The 16,909-nt window shown below is 38.1% G+C and carries 12 protein-coding genes; 8 read left to right on the forward strand and 4 right to left on the reverse strand.

Features of this window, described 5'->3' with window-relative positions; translation table 11 throughout:
• The first annotated feature begins 2 nt into the window (after positions 1–2).
• From NAG76_14165 to NAG76_14190, 6 genes are all read left to right on the forward strand, one after another.
• The gene (locus tag NAG76_14165; GenBank protein ID URN92984.1) at positions 3–887 is read left to right on the forward strand and encodes a carbohydrate ABC transporter permease; all 885 of its coding nucleotides are present in this window, start codon (positions 3–5) and stop codon (positions 885–887) included.
• Positions 888–918: 31 nt separating this feature from the next.
• Positions 919–2,433, forward strand: a complete 1,515-nt coding sequence (locus tag NAG76_14170) for an extracellular solute-binding protein (GenBank protein ID URN92985.1) — start codon at positions 919–921, stop codon at positions 2,431–2,433.
• A 76-nt stretch (positions 2,434–2,509) separates the two neighbouring features.
• On the forward strand, positions 2,510–3,688 hold the full coding sequence (locus NAG76_14175; protein ID URN92986.1) for an ADP-ribosylglycohydrolase family protein: 1,179 nt from the start codon (positions 2,510–2,512) through the stop codon (positions 3,686–3,688).
• Positions 3,685–5,790: an ADP-ribosylglycohydrolase family protein gene (locus NAG76_14180; protein ID URN92987.1), complete on the forward strand. Its 2,106-nt coding sequence runs from the start codon at positions 3,685–3,687 to the stop codon at positions 5,788–5,790. The genes NAG76_14175 and NAG76_14180 overlap by 4 nt, the downstream gene beginning before the upstream one ends.
• A gap of 24 nt (positions 5,791–5,814) precedes the next feature.
• Positions 5,815–6,708, forward strand: a complete 894-nt coding sequence (rbsK, locus tag NAG76_14185) for a ribokinase (GenBank protein URN92988.1) — start codon at positions 5,815–5,817, stop codon at positions 6,706–6,708.
• Positions 6,709–6,922: 214 nt separating this feature from the next.
• Complete coding sequence (locus tag NAG76_14190; protein URN92989.1) at positions 6,923–8,197, forward strand: MFS transporter; 1,275 nt, start codon at positions 6,923–6,925, stop codon at positions 8,195–8,197.
• Between the two features lie 50 nt (positions 8,198–8,247).
• Here the strand turns inward: NAG76_14190 and NAG76_14195 are convergent, their stop codons facing one another.
• Genes NAG76_14195 through NAG76_14205 form a run of 3 tightly spaced genes read right to left on the reverse strand, consistent with a single transcriptional unit; the run spans position 8,248 to position 11,626 of the window.
• Entirely contained in the window at positions 8,248–10,170 is a 1,923-nt protein-coding gene (locus NAG76_14195) for a CotH kinase family protein (GenBank protein ID URN92990.1), read from the reverse strand.
• Positions 10,171–10,184: 14 nt separating this feature from the next.
• A complete protein-coding gene (locus NAG76_14200) occupies positions 10,185–10,913 on the reverse strand; it encodes a DUF4956 domain-containing protein (protein URN92991.1) in 729 nt (242 codons plus the stop codon).
• Positions 10,913–11,626, reverse strand: a complete 714-nt coding sequence (locus NAG76_14205) for a polyphosphate polymerase domain-containing protein (protein URN92992.1) — start codon at positions 11,624–11,626, stop codon at positions 10,913–10,915. The genes NAG76_14200 and NAG76_14205 overlap by 1 nt, the downstream gene beginning before the upstream one ends.
• 157 nt (positions 11,627–11,783) lie before the next feature.
• Between NAG76_14205 and NAG76_14210 the strand changes: the two genes are divergently transcribed.
• Positions 11,784–13,004 carry a metallophosphoesterase family protein gene (locus NAG76_14210; protein URN92993.1) on the forward strand — a complete coding sequence of 407 codons (1,221 nt, stop codon included), beginning with the start codon at positions 11,784–11,786 and terminating at the stop codon, positions 13,002–13,004.
• A 694-nt stretch (positions 13,005–13,698) separates the two neighbouring features.
• Entirely contained in the window at positions 13,699–15,183 is a 1,485-nt protein-coding gene (locus tag NAG76_14215) for an amidase family protein (protein ID URN92994.1), read from the forward strand.
• A 179-nt stretch (positions 15,184–15,362) separates the two neighbouring features.
• Here NAG76_14215 and NAG76_14220 read toward each other — a convergent pair whose 3' ends face one another.
• A complete protein-coding gene (locus NAG76_14220) occupies positions 15,363–16,562 on the reverse strand; it encodes a winged helix DNA-binding domain-containing protein (protein URN92995.1) in 1,200 nt (399 codons plus the stop codon).
• Between the last annotated feature and the right edge of the window lie 347 nt (positions 16,563–16,909).

A 16,909-nucleotide genomic window follows, 5' to 3' on the forward strand; every position in this document is an offset into this window, starting at 1 on the left:
ATATGATAGGAAACAAAATTACCTTGTCCAAGTTGTTTATAGGAGTGATTCTTTCCCTACTCACATTAACGATGTTCGTTCCTATTGTGAATATGTTCGCTCGGGCTTTTTCTAGTCCAGATCGAGTTCACTTGTTGCAAGGTTATGAAATACTACCAAGAGGCTTTTCGCTTATTCATTTTCAGGTCGTACTTCAAAATCCAATTGTTAGTCAAGCGCTATTCAATTCCTTATTCATAACAATAGTAGGGACAGTATCTAGTATCTTTCTTACGACGGTTACAGCTTATGTATTAACTAGAAAAAATCTTGTTGGAAAAACTCCAATCATGGTATTTCTAATCATAATTATGATATTTGAACCAGGAATTATTCAAGAATATATGGTTATGAAGGATATCGCACTTCTAGATAACTTATGGGCAATGGTCGTATACCGACTTGTTAATGTGTATTACCTTATTATCATGATGAGGTTTATTGAAGAAATTCCAGAATCATTGATTGAGGCAGCAAAAATAGATGGTGCAGGACATATGAAGCTCTTTATGAGAATTGTTCTTCCACTAGCACGAGTACCATTAATGACTATCGGTATGTTCTATGCTGTAGTGAAATGGAATGAATTTTTCAAATCAAGTATTTTTCTTTCAAGTAAAGATAATACGGTCCTTCAAGTTATGTTAAGGCAATTCATTGTAGAGCGAGATACTTCGACATTAGTAGGAGCAGCAGAATTACTCAAAAATTCGGGTGTTGCTCAACTAGATTTTTCAGCATTGAAAGCGGCTACAATAGTAATTGCTATCGTTCCGATTCTCATGCTCTACCCTATTATTCTGAAGCATTACACTGGCGGAGTAATGGAAGGCGGAGTTAAAGAATAAATGCGTTTTACAAAAAGGGAGGAAATACAAAATGAACAGAAAAAAGATGAATATCATGCTAATCCTTATGGTCGCGATCGCAATGTTGGTTACAGCTTGTGGCGGAAAAACTGGTAACAATGGTACGAATAATGGTTCAAACACTCCTGCAACTACTAACAATGGAACGAATACACCAGCTGATCAAGAGCCAGTTACGCTAACTTTCGTAAACAAGGATTTCCCATTGGACGATCCGAACACAGCTAAGTTAATTACGAAAATTGAAGAGGGTATGAAAGCGCAAGGTACTCCAGTGAAAATAGAAGTTGTTCCAGTTCAAAGTGGAACCTATTCTGAAAAGCTTGGCTTGTTACTACAAAGTGGTACGATTCCAGACTTGATTTATTTCCAAGGTGGAGACTATCAGTTTGCAATTACACAAGGGATATTGGAAGATTTGACGCCATACATTAAGAAATCAACACATTTGAAAGCATCTCTTTCAGAATACAATATAGAGAGAATGAAAGAGTATCCATACCTTGTATATGCTGCTCCAACAACAACTTCAGTTTCTGTTGTACGTAAAGATTGGTTCGATCAAACGGCATCAGGAAAAACATTACTAGAGAATCCTACAATTGATAACTACGTTACATTCTTCAAAGAGCTAAAAGAAGTTAGTGGTGCTAAATATGTCTATACGACAGCAGGAACTTTAGATGAGATTGATCCACTATTTGCACAAGCATTTGGTATGACATCTACTTGGGTAAAAGATGATAGTGGTAGCTATGTGTATGGCGCTGTATCTAAATACGGTAAAGATAAGTTAGACTTCTATGCAAAACTATATCAAGAGGGTTTACTTGATCCAGAATATCTAACGAAGAAATGGGATACGAAGGAACAAGCATTCTATGATGGCGATGCAGCTGTGATAGCTGGTCGTCAAGGTAAAGTAATCAACATTTATAATACTAAAATGATGGAACAAAACGGTGTAGAAGTAATGCCATTAGTTCCAGCTAAAGGAGTAGGTCAAGGATTTGTTCCAATCAATGTAAGTAAAGAGGATCGTGGATTTGCAATCTCTAAATTATCTAAAAATAAAGATGCAGCATTTGCATTACTAGAGTATATGGCAAGTCCTGAAGGCTTAATGTTAGATCAACTTGGTGTTGAAGGTGATGAATATACGATTACTGACAACCAAATTACATTGACAGATAAATTCCCAGCTTGGTATGCACACTTCATTGACAACACGATGAACTTCAAGCCAGAACAAACATTTAATCCTGAAACACCATTCCTATCTCCAGCAGCATTAGAGTCACTTGAACTAGTGCAAACATATTCAACTAAAGATAATGCTTTTGTTATTCCTGCTGAACAGTCTGCCGCTTGGGATGCTGCAATTGCTATCTACAAAGAATATGCAGCTAACGTTGTTACTGGTAAAGCTTCAATTAATGACTTCGACAAAATGGTAGAAAGCTTCAATGCAGCTGGTGGTAAAGCGATGACTGAATATGCAAATCAAACTTTAAATAAGCTATAAACTTGAAGCTAGTAAACAGATGATAAAGTACGGGGCTTGGATGCCCCGTACCCCTTAAGGGAGGAGTGGATTATTAATGGTTACGTTTTCCGATAGAGTTAAGGGTGTAGTTTTCGGGACAGCATACGGCGACGCAATGGGCGCAGTCGTGGAAAAAATGACCTATGAGCAAATTAAAGAGAAATATGGTCGGGTAGAAACAACGCAAACGAAGTGGTGGAAAGCAGATTGGCCGGAGTCAGCCCGTCTTTCAAGAATGAGAGGGATGGGAATAATAACTGATGATACGCTAATGACATTAGCGCTTATGAATGTTTATTGTACAGAAAATCGTCATTTGGATGCTTATGATATTGCTAATGAATTTGTAAAAGAAATAGCGTATCGCCCTAGATATATTCCGGAATTCGGTAGAGAGGCATTAATACTAGATCGACTATTTTATCCGGAAAAACATATTTTCAATCGACATGTACTAGCGAATTGTGAGCCACGCGAAGGCGGCTATGGTAACATGGTCAATTGTGGCGCGGCTATGTATATCTCTCCGATTGGTATTATCAATGCATGTAATCCAAGAGGAGCATATGACGAAGCGATATTATTTGCTTCTGGTCATCAACTTAGCTATGGCTTAGAAGCTGCAGGAGTTATGGCTTGTAGTGTAGCTAAAGCATTTGAGCCAGGTGTATCGGTAGAGCAAGTGATTGAGACAGCACTGCACTATGCCAAAGATGGGACAAAACGAGCCATTCATGATGTGTGCGACGCGGCGATAACGCTTAAATATATTAGGGAAGATCGTGATGAGGTTGTACGAAAGTTTCATGAAGTAATTGGTCAATATTCTCCAATGGGTAATGATGTGAATAGAGGAGTGCATAAGCTGGGTATTCCATCGAATCATTACACTCCTAGTAGACTATTTTCCATAGAGGAACTACCGCTTGCTATGGGGTTCATGATGTTACATGAAGGGAATTTAACAGAGGCAGTAAAAGATGGTGTAAGCTCAGGGCGAGATACAGATTCTATCGGGGTTATGATTGGAGCTATTCTTGGAGCTATGCATGGCGTCTCAGCAATTCCGCTTGACGAACGAATTGCTTTAGAAAATGTAAGTAAGCAAAATATTGACCAAAGTTGTGATCGTTTTATTGAAGTAGCGGAAGCCATTATAATGGAAGATTTCAATCAAAATAATACAAGGCAACAACATATTCTAACATCACTAAGAGGCGGTGCATCAGCATGATAGCAACTAATTATTTGGAAAAGATTTATGCAGGCTATTTGGGAATGAACATTGGTATTCGTCTAGGAGCCCCTGTTGAACCAACGATTTGGTCTTATGAGCGAATTCTAAATACGTACGGAGATATTACTGATTATGTGAAGCCTTTCAAAAACTTTGCGGCAGATGACGATGCTAATGGTCCTTTCTATTTCTTACGTGCATTGTATGACGATGCTAAGGATAGAGATATCGTACCTCAAGACGTTGCTAGAGCGTGGATGAACTATGCACGTGAAGGGGTAGGCATGTTCTGGTGGGGCGGGTATGGTATAAGCACTGAACATACTGCATTTATCAATTTGAAAAATGGAATCGAAGCACCGCAATCTGGATCTATTGCCCAAAATGGTACGACAATAGCTGAACAAATTGGCGGGCAAATTTTCATCGATACATGGGGGCTGGTTAATCCAGGTAATCCGCAGAAAGCTGCTGATTTTGGTGAAGCTGCTGCTAGAGTATCACATGACGGTGAAGGAGTATATGGTGCAAGATTCTTCTGTGCAGCTATTGCAAAAGCATTTGACACTAGTGATGTTAGTGAAATTATTGAGGCGGGATTAGCTCAGATTCCTACCACATCACTTTATTATCAAGTAGCAAGAGCGGTTATCGCTTTCCATAAGAAGCATCCTGCTAATTTCCGTGATTGTCGTGATATGCTAGAAAGAGATTGGGGTTATGATAAATATCCAGGGGTATGCCATATGATTCCTAATGCTGGTGTTTGTATTCTAGCAATGGTATATGGAGAAGGCGACTTTAATCGTACCGTTGAAATTGCAACAATGTGCGGTTGGGATACAGATTGTAATGCTGGTAACGTAGGTACTGTATTAGGTGTTGCTTGTGGACTTGAAGGAATTGCAGATAAATACCGTAAACCTATTAATGATTCTATCGTTATGTCAGGTATTTCAGGATATCTTAACATTCTAGACATTCCAACTTATGCGAAAGAATTAGCGATTCTAGGTTATCGTCTGGCTAATGAACCTTGTCCCGTAGAATTGCTTGAAAGCTTTAAAGAAGATGAAGTTTACTTTGATTTTGAATTGCCCGGTTCTACTCATAATATGCGTCTATCCAATTCCTTCTTCTGTGAAGCGAAACACTCTACGGAATATTCTTATAAAGGCACGGGTTCGTTACAGGTTTTATTTGATCGCATGTTACGCGGTGAGCAGTGTAAAATATATTATAAACCATTCTATACAAGAGACGAATTTAACGACGAAAGATATTCACCTACGTTTGCGCCAAAAGCATATTCGGGCCAAACGGTATCTATGAAAATTTACTTAGATCAATGGGAAGGTAACGAAACACCAGGTGTTGCACCATATGTTCGCCTTGCGTCAAGTAAAAAAGAACTATTGCAAGGTTATGTGAAACTAGTGGGGGAGCAATGGATTGAATTAGAATTTACTATCCCTGATTCAAAAGGTGATTTGATTGATGAGGTCGGTATCGTATTTGAAGCATATACACCGAAGAAGCCGAAAAGTTTAGGACGTATTTTCATTGATGAATTTAGAATATTCGGGAAAGCAAATTATGCCATTGATTTTGCCAAGCAACGCGTTGATTTTGGCTGCATTACACCATTTGCACACAATCATGGTGCATGGAGAATTGAAGATGGAGCCATGCATTTAATGACTGCTGAACCTAGTGAAGCGTATACTGGAGCTTACTTTGCTAAAGATTATAAAGTTTCAATGGTATTGAATGCACAAAGTGGACAATCACATCTTGTAGCAGTGCGAGCACAAGGTGCGATGCGTGGATACCATGTTGGATTTGACGGTGAAGGTCAAGTATCATTATATGTGAATGATTTTGGTCATAAGAAGTTAGCTTCAGCAGAGTTTACTTGGTCACACAATCAAGATTATCATTTTGACGTAACCGTTAATGGAAACTTAATATCATTAAGCATTGGTGGGACAGTCGTATTACAACATGAGGACGACACCTTTAGTTATGGAATGTACGGTGTTAGTACGAATACAGCAGCAAGAACAAGCTATCGCGATATTCGTGTGACAGAATTATAGTCCTAAGGTGAATTGGAGAAGAGTATGAAGATAATTGTAATAGGCAGCATGAATATGGATATGGTCATGCAGACTAGCCGAATTCCAGAAGTGGGAGAGACGATTAATGGAGAGGGATTCTTTCTATCAGGCGGCGGAAAAGGTGCTAATCAGGCAGTTGCTTGCGCAAAAATGGGCGCTAATACATGGATGATGGCAAAGGTCGGCGATGATATCTTTGGTCAATCTCTTCTCGATGATCTATCACATTATGGTGTGCGAACAGATTTTATAAGTAAGGAAGCGGGTATTTCAACAGGCGTTGCCTCAATAACAGTAAAAGATGGTAACAACTCTATTATATTGGCAAGTGGGGCGAACAGTTGTCTATTGCCAGAGGATATTCGTAAATTAAAATCTGAGCTATTGTCTGCATCAGCAATAATGCTACAATTGGAAATTCCACTTAAAACGGTTTACGAAGTTATTTCTGTCGTCAAAGGTAAAGTTCCTATTTTCTTGAATCCAGCACCGGCACTTCCGCTAGATGATGACATTCTCCAAGGAATTCATTACTTTACACCTAATGAAATAGAATGCAGAATGTACACTGGCGTAGAAATTCAAACGATTGATGATGCCTTTGCTGCGTTAGACATATTGCGTAACAAAGGAATCTTATATCCACTAATTACGTTAGGTGAGCAAGGGGTTGCTTACTATAATGGAAGCAATAATGTTCATAAATCAGGGCATAAAGTCATGGCAATTGATACTACGGCAGCTGGTGATACGTTCTCGGGAACATTAGCTGCGATGATTGTAGCAGGTAGAACGATGGATGAAGCAATTTCGATGGCTATTCAAGCTTCAGCACTCTCTGTTACTAGATTAGGTGCCCAACAATCAATTCCGTTACTAACGGAATTGGCTACCTAGATTATTGATATTCTTATCAAGTAGAAGTAACTCGAGAATTGTTGAGTTACTTCTACTTTTTTTAGATGCAAGAATTGTTCTCATCAAGGTATTACTTATCGTCAGATTTAGCCAAATAATATATCGTTGCAAGATTTATTTTCCGGCTCGTAAAACTGTTTCTATGATACACTGTAATGGTTGGAAAGTTGTACATACAAGGGAGAGAAACTGCATGCGACAAAGGAGCCTCATTGCTAGAATAGGGCAGTACTTTACGAATAATTCGCTATCACCAGACCTTAGGCTTAGCAAGGATGCGGTTGTATCACTTACTATTCATGCTTTTTTTCAATTCGGAGCATCGATGTCAGGGTTATTCCTCAATTTATACTTATGGAGGTTGACGGGAGATTTTACAATCAATGCAGTGTATAATATGATCAACTTTGCGATTACACCCATTGCATTTGCTGTCGGGGGGTTAATTGCCAAGAGACATGATCGGATGGTAGTATATCGTCTCGGGATATCATTTTTTGCAGTCTTCTATTTGCTAGTTATATTGACTGGAGAGGCAGTACCACATTACTATATTGTATTTGCTTTGTTGAATGGTATTGCAGGTGGATTTTACTGGACGGGATACTTGGTTCTACAATATGATGTTTCAACCGAACGTAACCGTATCCGCTATCTAGCAATTAATACGATAACGTTTAATTTAGCTGGCTTGGCTGGACCTGCATTAGCTGGATTAATTATTCAACAGATGAATGGGTTGCAAGGATATATACTTATATTTGTTTTTGCTTTTATTATGTTTGTGTTAGCAGCTATTATTAGTTTGAAAATAAAAGCAACAGTTAATCATCATCGTACTTATTATTTGAAATATGTAGGTATAGTAATGAAGAAACATCTTAACTGGACAGCAGGTTTATTCAGCTTCTTGTTTTTAGGGTTATTTCAAGGGGTAATGTTATTCCTGCCGAATATCATGTTGTTTAGAGCTTTAGATCGAGAGGATTGGGTAGGATATTTTCTAGTTTTGTTCTCAGCGATTACTGTATTGATGGGTTATATCATTTCCAAAACTGCAAAAGAAGAATACATTAGAAAATATATTTTCTATTCAACTTGCGGAGTTGTTATTGGAGCATTCTTACTATTAATAGAAGTTAAATTATGGTCAGTCGTTATTTTTATGATTATCTACTCCATATGTACACCATTAATTACTAACTCTTTGACATCACATTTCTACAGATCAATTAATACTTTGCCGTTAAAAGGGCAATTGAAAGTAGAAGCTGTCGTTATGAGGGAATTATTCCTTAACGTAGGCCGGGTATGTGCAATCATATTGTTAATTATTTTTGCAAGCGATCTTGATTCGATGTGGTTACCAATCATAATAATACTAATGGCATCAGCACAGTTCTTAATACTAGTATGTATTCGAAAAGAACGTAAAGAGGTATCTAATATTAAAGCTGAATGTAGCTAAGCAAGGCTGGATTTCACCAGATACATTACTTTTACATTCAGCTTTCTTATTTATAGACGTTTTCTACGGAATAATACAATAATACATGAACCAATTAATATCGCAATAATACTGAATAATGTTGTTAGGGCATGATCTTGTTTCGCTTCTGTTGAAATCGTAGGGACTACAGATGAGGGGATAAAATTCATGCCCCCTCCCATCTGAACTTGACCCATATTTCCTTGACCACGACCGCCTCCTTGACCGCCGAAGTTCATACCACCAGTATTCTCATTATTTGCCATACGCTCAAGCATAACAAGAGCGTCATCGACAGATATACCATCAGGGAGTGGGAAGTCAGTTGCATTTGCTGTTCCATCTTTTATACTTTCAAGCACAGTTTTTGCTTCCTCAACAGTCATTCCATTAAGGAGATCTAACGCACCGCCGCCGAAGTTCATGCCATCGGGAGGAGCCATTGCACCATCAGCGTTGTCTCCGGGACCGCCAAAGTTCATGCCATCAGGAGGAGCCACTGCACCATCAGCATTGCCACCTTGCCCGCCAAAGTTCATGCCATTAGGAGGAGCCATCGCACCATCAGCATTGCCGCCTTGCCCGTCAAAGTTCATGCCATCGGGAGGAGCCATCGCGCCATCAGCATTGTCACCGCGACCGCCAAAGTTCATCATTCCGCCGCCGCCACCATTGCCTGGACCAGAAGAGACAGAACCTGAACCATCACCAGCAGATTCAATTTCACCACTTAATTGTTTCGAAATCGAATCTATTTGAGTGTCCACGAAAGTTAATAGTGATGTTACACCTTTTTCATACTCTTCATAAGTAACAAAAGCAGTAGGATCATCAGCAACGGAATCACTTATTAAAGCTTGAATTTCTTGCACTCTCTTTGCAAATTGCCCACTAGTGAATTCGGTCTCTATTAATTCGCTAATTATCGTATGATATTGCTCACGATAGGAGTCGCTTGCTATAAGATTAGCTATTAATGGTCTAGTATTAAGAGCAACACCTGTAGGTTCATCAATTAGAATACCAGAACCACCAAAGCCACCAAATGCCATATTCAGATCCCAAGGAATTAAGTTAAATATGCCATTTGTCTCATATAAATAATAATTATGCTTAAAGTTACCTGCATAGCTATCCAGATTAGCGATGACCGTATTGAGTGCTATAAATTTCAATGCAGATGTAACATCAAGCACCTCTTCATAAACTTCACCATTGTTCAGCACATCCGTCATATGAAGGAGCGCCTCTTCGTTAGCTTTGCCATACTTCACATCAAGACCGGTGTATTCAGCAAACGTCGCAAGATTAGTCAAATCTGCGCCAGTACCACCATTAGACTTATACAATGTACCAGAACTATCCTCAAACTCTCGCTCAATAAATGCGCTATTCATTTGTTCGACTGCTGTATATAACCCCCAAAGTTCTCCGTTAATATACACATTTACGAAAGAGTACTTAGGAGTTGGGATGCCCATGTTTTCCGCGATTTCATAAGCTAGAAATTCTCGCATATACGAAGCATCACTGAAATTATTATTGAGATTAATCGTTGTAATTCCTTCAATATTTTGTGATACGTATTCATCAAGTGATAACTTGAAACTATAGCGCTCTGAATCTGTCATCCTAGCTACGGATGATAAACTTGAATTACCTTTCGTCCGGAATCCAACATTGTCTAACTGTTTTCCGTTATACGTAACATTGGCAGAATGATATGCTTCCGCTGTTGGATCATCAAGTATTTCTTGAAATGCAGTTTCATCAATTGAAATTTCAACGGATACGATTTCGTTTTTAGGAAAGTAGATCGAGTCTAATTTACTAGTTGATGCAGTTCCAGTAACTTTATTAGAGGTGCTAGAATTAGAGCACCCGCTAATTAGTCCAAGCAGAAGAATTAGACTGACACTGATTAACATTGATTTTGTTGATGTTAATTTCATATCGTCCTCCTAGATTAAGATACGTAATCGCCATTGTAGCTAATTAATACTGCTGTTTGTACACCTGGAATAGCTGCTAAATTGTTAATGAACGAACCAGTTTTTTCTTTGAGACGTATTTCAAACGTAACTTCGATATTACCAGGAGTAACTGTTTTTTGTTTAACATTGAATTTTTTGACTTCAGCTGAAATTTTAGCTTGAGCTTGTTGTTCTGCCGTATCGTGATCACAATTAACAACAAGTAAATAAGGAGTTTCTGTAGATCCACCTTTAATAAAGAAGAACAAGATTAATCCAATAACGAGTGAGCCGATAATTGCTAGAGTATAGAAACCAGCACCTGTGACGATACCTGCTACTGCTGCCCAGAATAAGAAGATAAGGTCTGTAGGGTCTTTAATTGGCGTTCTAAAACGTACAATGGACAAGGCTCCAACCATACCAAGAGATAACACTAGATTAGAGTTAATAGCAATAATTACTGTCGCTGTAATCATTGTCATTCCGATTAGTGCTACGTTGAAACTTTTAGAATACAAAATGCCACTAAATATACGGCGATATAAAAAATAAATAAATAGTCCAACAATGAAAGAAATAGCTAGTGAAATAATGATCTGACCAATTGCAATATCTGTACCAAAGCTATCTAGCACCGAGTTTTTAATAATATCTGTAAATGTGGTGCTTGTTGTGTCAGTAGCTGCTGCTGCTGAAGTTACTGTGTTCGTTGTTTCCATTAATAATCCTCCCAATTGTTTGCTTTATTGTACTTGCGGCAAATAACATATTTTGATGCTGACGTTCGATTAACGCCTTCAAGCTGTAATACTGCTTGTATCGCTTGCGGTAAATATTCGTCATATTTAACTTCTAAAATGATTCTTTCTTCATCTAGCGCAGGAATTGGTTTTAGGTTAGGATCAAAAATATCAATATTGTTTAATCCTGTTCGTAATTGCTTGTCGAATGTAATGCGAACATTCCCATGCCGAGAAACATAAGGTTCACGGACATAATCAACAATGATAATCGGGCGAAGTAATTGATTTTTCATCTGACCATAGATCTCTAGTAGTAGTGGCTTATTCCCTTCTTTTAATACTTCATAATTTCCGTCAATAATCTGATCGTACATTGCTCTTGTGATAGGTTCTTTTACTTTGGCAATATAATCACGACATTTTATTTTTTTTTCAAAATGAATCAGGTTATCACTTTTGTTGTATATCCGAATTCGATATTTGGCGCGATCGCGAATGCCGCCTAACTTTTCGTGCAATGCTGTATTTTGTATGTCATCAAAGTACAAACTGCGAATATGATATTCTCCTTCTTCAGACACATACTGGTCTAATTGTAAAATGCCTTTTAACTTCTGAGTAATAATGAAACGTTGATGAGGACTAATATAATATTTGAACTCATTGCGATATTTTAACGATTTGCTCATGTTACACCTCATTTCTATTTCGTAGTTATCAATGTATATTTTTATTGTAAAGTTGAATGCTTATACGAAAATGAATAGCAACTGAAAGAAGGCTGAATGCTTGTCAATAGTGTTTTGTGTTAAACTTTTGTAAAAGTAATGAAAGTAGGTGATAGTTATGAAAAAAGAAAAAATTATTATAGTGATCATAATCGCTATAATGTTGGTTGGCATTGTTATCGCAGAATATATGAAGAATAGTGAAAGTCAAAGGCCTTATGGAGTAACCATCTCCATTGTAGATAATACAACGCGTATTATAAGTTGGAGTTCCCCCCAACTAGAAGTTCAACCTTATATTGAATGGATTGATGCTACCGAATACAACAAATGGGACGCTGAAAATGTGAAAGTAACAACTGCAACTGTGAAAGAACATATAAATAGTAATAATGAGATTTATTATCGTTATTCCGTTAAACTGGATAGTCTCGAAGAGGATAAGAGCTATACATATCGTGTTGGTGGAGCGGACAAGAAGTTACGAAGTGACAATGCTGTGTTCAACATCTATCATGCTGATCAGGAGCAGTTTTCCTTCATTCATGTCACAGATTCTCAAGGAGAGACTGAAAATGATTTTAAGATATGGGGACAAACATTAGACAAAGCAATAAAAACATTGCCAGAAGCTCAATTTATTGTGCATAGCGGTGATTTGACAGAAGATCCTAATGTCGAGCAGCAGTGGAAATGGTTCTTTCAATTTAGTAAGTCTATGATGGGTCTACCTTTCATGCCAACAACAGGCAATCATGAACAATTGAATGAAGAGCCAACTAGCTATCATTCTCATTTTACGTTACCTTTGAATGGTGCTGATAAGCTAATTGCTGAAACGAGTTACTATTTTGAATATAGTAATTTGCTCTATATTAGTATGAATACTGAGGCGGACATCGATGAACAAACGAGTTGGTTAGAACAAGTGTTAGAGGAACATCCACAGAAGTGGATTGTGGTATCTATGCATAGAGGTGTATACGGTGGCAGTCGATTTAAAGAGGCTGATGATTGGGTGAAATTATTTGATAAGTATGGTGTAGAGCTTGTGTTACAAGGACATAACCATGAGTATTCGAGAAGTTTTCCTCTAATCGACGGTGAGGCAGTTGAAGGTCAATCGGATGATATTACTGAAGGTACGGTGTATGTAACAATGAACGCTTCTGGTACGAAGTTTAATGAGAAGAAAAAGGATAAGAAATATCAAGCTGTTCATTTCCAGAATGATTTACAAATGTTTGGTACTGTATCTGTCTCGTCAACTGAACTAATTTACAACGCCTATGATATTAATGGAGACTTACTCGATACATTTACAATTAAGCAAAAGTAAGTGAAAAGCGTAAGATGGTCTATGACTTACATAGACATCTTACGCTTTTCGTTATTTATACCGGCTTTCACTTACACTCAAATGACTTAATTATTATTAGAATAGGAGCTAATGGGGGTTAAGGTGAGTGAGGTCCACAGATTATTCTAAAAACGTTCTTGGAGTTTAGTAGAGGATATATCAATTATTGATCTTGGAGAATCCGATGCTAGCGTTGGTGAATGGCGGGGAATTAAAGCATTACACATAAAAATGGAGGTACGGCTGCTTTTATAAACCATAAGTTTCAATCGGAATCTTTCCGTCTCCAAGCACCAGTAGCGATACCAGAAGCCGTTGGTTTTATAGGTTTAGTTTTCGGAGCTAGTGATTCAACTAAAATGGAACCTTAAATCTTAACAGACTATCTAAATCAGAAAAAGAAAAGATAGTTCGAATTAAGAGTTTCCTCACCCTATTAAAGGAAACAGAATCTTATTTGGAGAAAAATGCTTAAATATTATTCAAGTAGAGTTAAAAAGTAAATAAACTGTTTTTTATTGGGGAGTATGTCTCTAGAAATCGATCGTTAAGCTAACGGGCAGCATAGTTTAAACCACAAATAATACATAGTAAATTATTTCTGTTGGTTATATACTATTGATATCAAAAAATACTAAAATATAGAAATTTAGAATTGGAGTGCCTCTCTAAAATGGATAAAACGATAAACGAAATGTTATTCGAGATAGACATTGCTTCGTTACAAGCGGCGATGGAGTTAGGCACGTTAACGGCAGTGGATTGCGTTCGCTGGTATTTAGAGCGAATTGAACGATTTAACCCAATTCTGAAAGCGGTGCTGGAAGTAAATCCGGACGCGATTGCTGTCGCAGAGTCGCTAGACGAAGAACGACAACAAGGTAGATCTCGCGGACCGCTTCACGGCATTCCTATCGTGCTCAAGGACAATATCGATACAGGTGACCGTATGCATACTAGTGCCGGATCGGTCGCACTGGCGAACCATTTCGCCCCGAAGGATTCGTACTTAGCCGCACAATTAAGGGCTGCAGGAACAGTATTTTTGGGCAAGGCTAATATGACGGAATGGGCGAATTTCATGTCGCCTACGATGTGGGCAGGGTATAGCTCAAGAGGTGGCTTGACACTAAATCCTTATGGTCCCGGTGAATTGTTCGTAGGTGGATCGAGCTCTGGATCCGGTGTATCGGTTGCCGCTAATTTGTGTACCGCTGCGATCGGAACAGAAACTTCAGGTTCAATCATCAGCCCGTCCTCTCAGAACTATCTCGTCGGCCTGAAGCCCACAATCGGGCTCGTCAGTCGTTCGGGCATTATCCCGATTACTCAAAGCCAAGATTCAGCCGGCCCAATGACTCGGACAGTCAGGGACGCAGCAATCTTACTGAGTGCTATGACAGACACGGACCTGGAAGATGCATCCATGTTATCTAATAAACGAATAGCACACAAGGACTATACACGGTTTTTGGACCTTAACGGTTTAAGTGCTGCGAGAATCGGTGTTCCGCGTCAATATTATCGAGGACTGGACCAATCCCGGTTAGCGATTATTGAACGAGCAATCGCCTTATGCAAGGAATGCGGGGCCATTATCATCGACCCAATATCGTTGCCTTGCGAGAGTGCTAAGTGGGACTGGGACGTGATGCGTTTCGAGTTCAAGAAAGGACTGAACGATTACCTCGCCAAAGCAGGTACTGGTACTTCGGTTAGAACGTTAGATGAACTCATAGCCTATAACGAAACGAATCGAGACTCCGCACTTAAATACGGTCAAGATACGCTAATCTGGTCTAACGAAACGAGTGGAATGTTAACCGAAACGGAGTACATCGAGAGTTTACTCCTAAACCAAGAGGTAGCCCGAGGCCAGGGAATCGACCATGCGATTCGCGAGTATCGATTGGACGCACTGCTGTTTCTTGGTAACGAAGATGGTCTCGATTTGTCCGCACGTGCGGGGTATCCTGCTATTACAGTACCGGGAGGATATGCTGAGACAGGAATCATCGCTGAAGGAGGCTATACGACCAAGGGGCCGCAGGGGATAACCTTTGTCGGAACCGCATACAGTGAACCTTCGCTATTCAGACTTGCCTATGCTTACGAGCAAGCAAGCAATAACCGTTTTGCACCGCCCGATCCGATTTAGTCGAGAACTCAAAACAAAGAACAGAGAATCACTCTCATCGCTAACTGAGCTAACGGAAAATGATAGTTTTTATGACAACAGTGGCAGTCTAAGATTTTAATTATCAAGTCTTGGTCTGCCAATGCTTTATATTAATGTTTGAGTCTAAACACAATACGCTATTGCAAATAAAACTAAACTTATTTGGTTTTTCTATAATCATGTTTTATTAAGTTACAATCATTAAAAATAGAAAACCTCTTTAAACACCCATCTAAATCCGCTTGAAATTCAGAAGTATTGTTAGTTTCCTGCTCAAACCATATTTTTTTTACTATTAGAGTACGTGTCTCTTTCTCAATACGTATCTCTGTCCTACCAATAAATTTATCTCCATGTAGAATTGGTAATATATAATAACCATATTTCCGTTTTGACTCAGGTGTGTATATTTCCCATTTATAGTCGAAATTAAAGAGTTTGTATATAAGTTTTCTATCCCACATAAGATTATCTAGAGGGGCAATTAATTCACAACGTTCATCCCATTCTTGTTTTCTTTTAATTACTTCAATGAGTGGAATATCTTCTACCAAACAATACAAAGCCTCGTTGAATTTTTCTACATAAATAGGAATAATCTTTTTTTCTGATATTAATTGTTGAAAGACTTCTTTTCGCTGCTCTGCTTTAAAATTCCATATGTTTAACCATGCATCTGATGCTCGATTCCACAATAGACCCACTGCCCCGATACGACGAAGCACACGCCATTTTAAATGTTCTAAATCATGTTTAAGAGGATCTTCTGTAATTAATATTTCGGAATCTATATGATTAGTCGAAAAATCATAATACTTACGAGTACCTTTTTTATGATGTATAACTAACTCCCCCGTCGTATACATCTGCTCTAAAACTGATCGAGCTGCATTATTCCCTCCGCTCCAATGAATATTTGATTGCCAGTTAAAATGATCGCTGAATTTAATATCATCTGAACTTAATGCTCCATACTGCTTAATTTTTTCACGTATTTTATCTGATAGGATCTCTATTTGTTCATACTTCATAGCATTTTCTCGAGCTGCTTCTCTATATCTTTCAAAATAAGGCCATTGAGTAACAGATATTATAGATAGATTCTTATCAGGATAATCAATTAGTACTCTCTCTTCATATAATAAATCATAGAGCATTTTTTTACTGAATCCTCGTACACGAGATTGTAATACTAGTTCTGCATTTTTTCCACAAGTATCTATTGGATCATACTGAATACATCCACCCTGACTTATATATTCCATAACTCCCTTTTTTTCTATAAATCTATACGTACCTAATAGCCCCTGTTTAAGAAGGATAAATTGTCTAGCTTGTCTATTGGATAAATGTATCACTCTCACTCCTTACTATGTAGTTTAATCTTGTGACCCTCCACAATACTCTGATCCAATTTCTCATCCGTAATTACCTGCAACACTTGCAGTGTTCCCTTCATAGATACTAACCAATCTAGGATAAAATCATCAATTTTTCTATATATAATATTCCTTCTTATCATTAAACACTATCTTAGTATACAAAAAATAAATAAAAATGCAAACAAGTGTTCTTGTTTTAAAGGGGGTCCAGATAAAATTTTGGAATCGGAAAATAAAGTAGCAACATTCACTAAGATCTGAGCGTATTCTTTTAGAGCTTAAATGAATAGTATTAGTGCTGAACATTTATTGAACTAACGGGC

The organism is Candidatus Pristimantibacillus lignocellulolyticus (genome assembly GCA_023639215.1).
Lineage (GTDB): Bacteria > Bacillota > Bacilli > Paenibacillales > Paenibacillaceae > Pristimantibacillus > Pristimantibacillus lignocellulolyticus.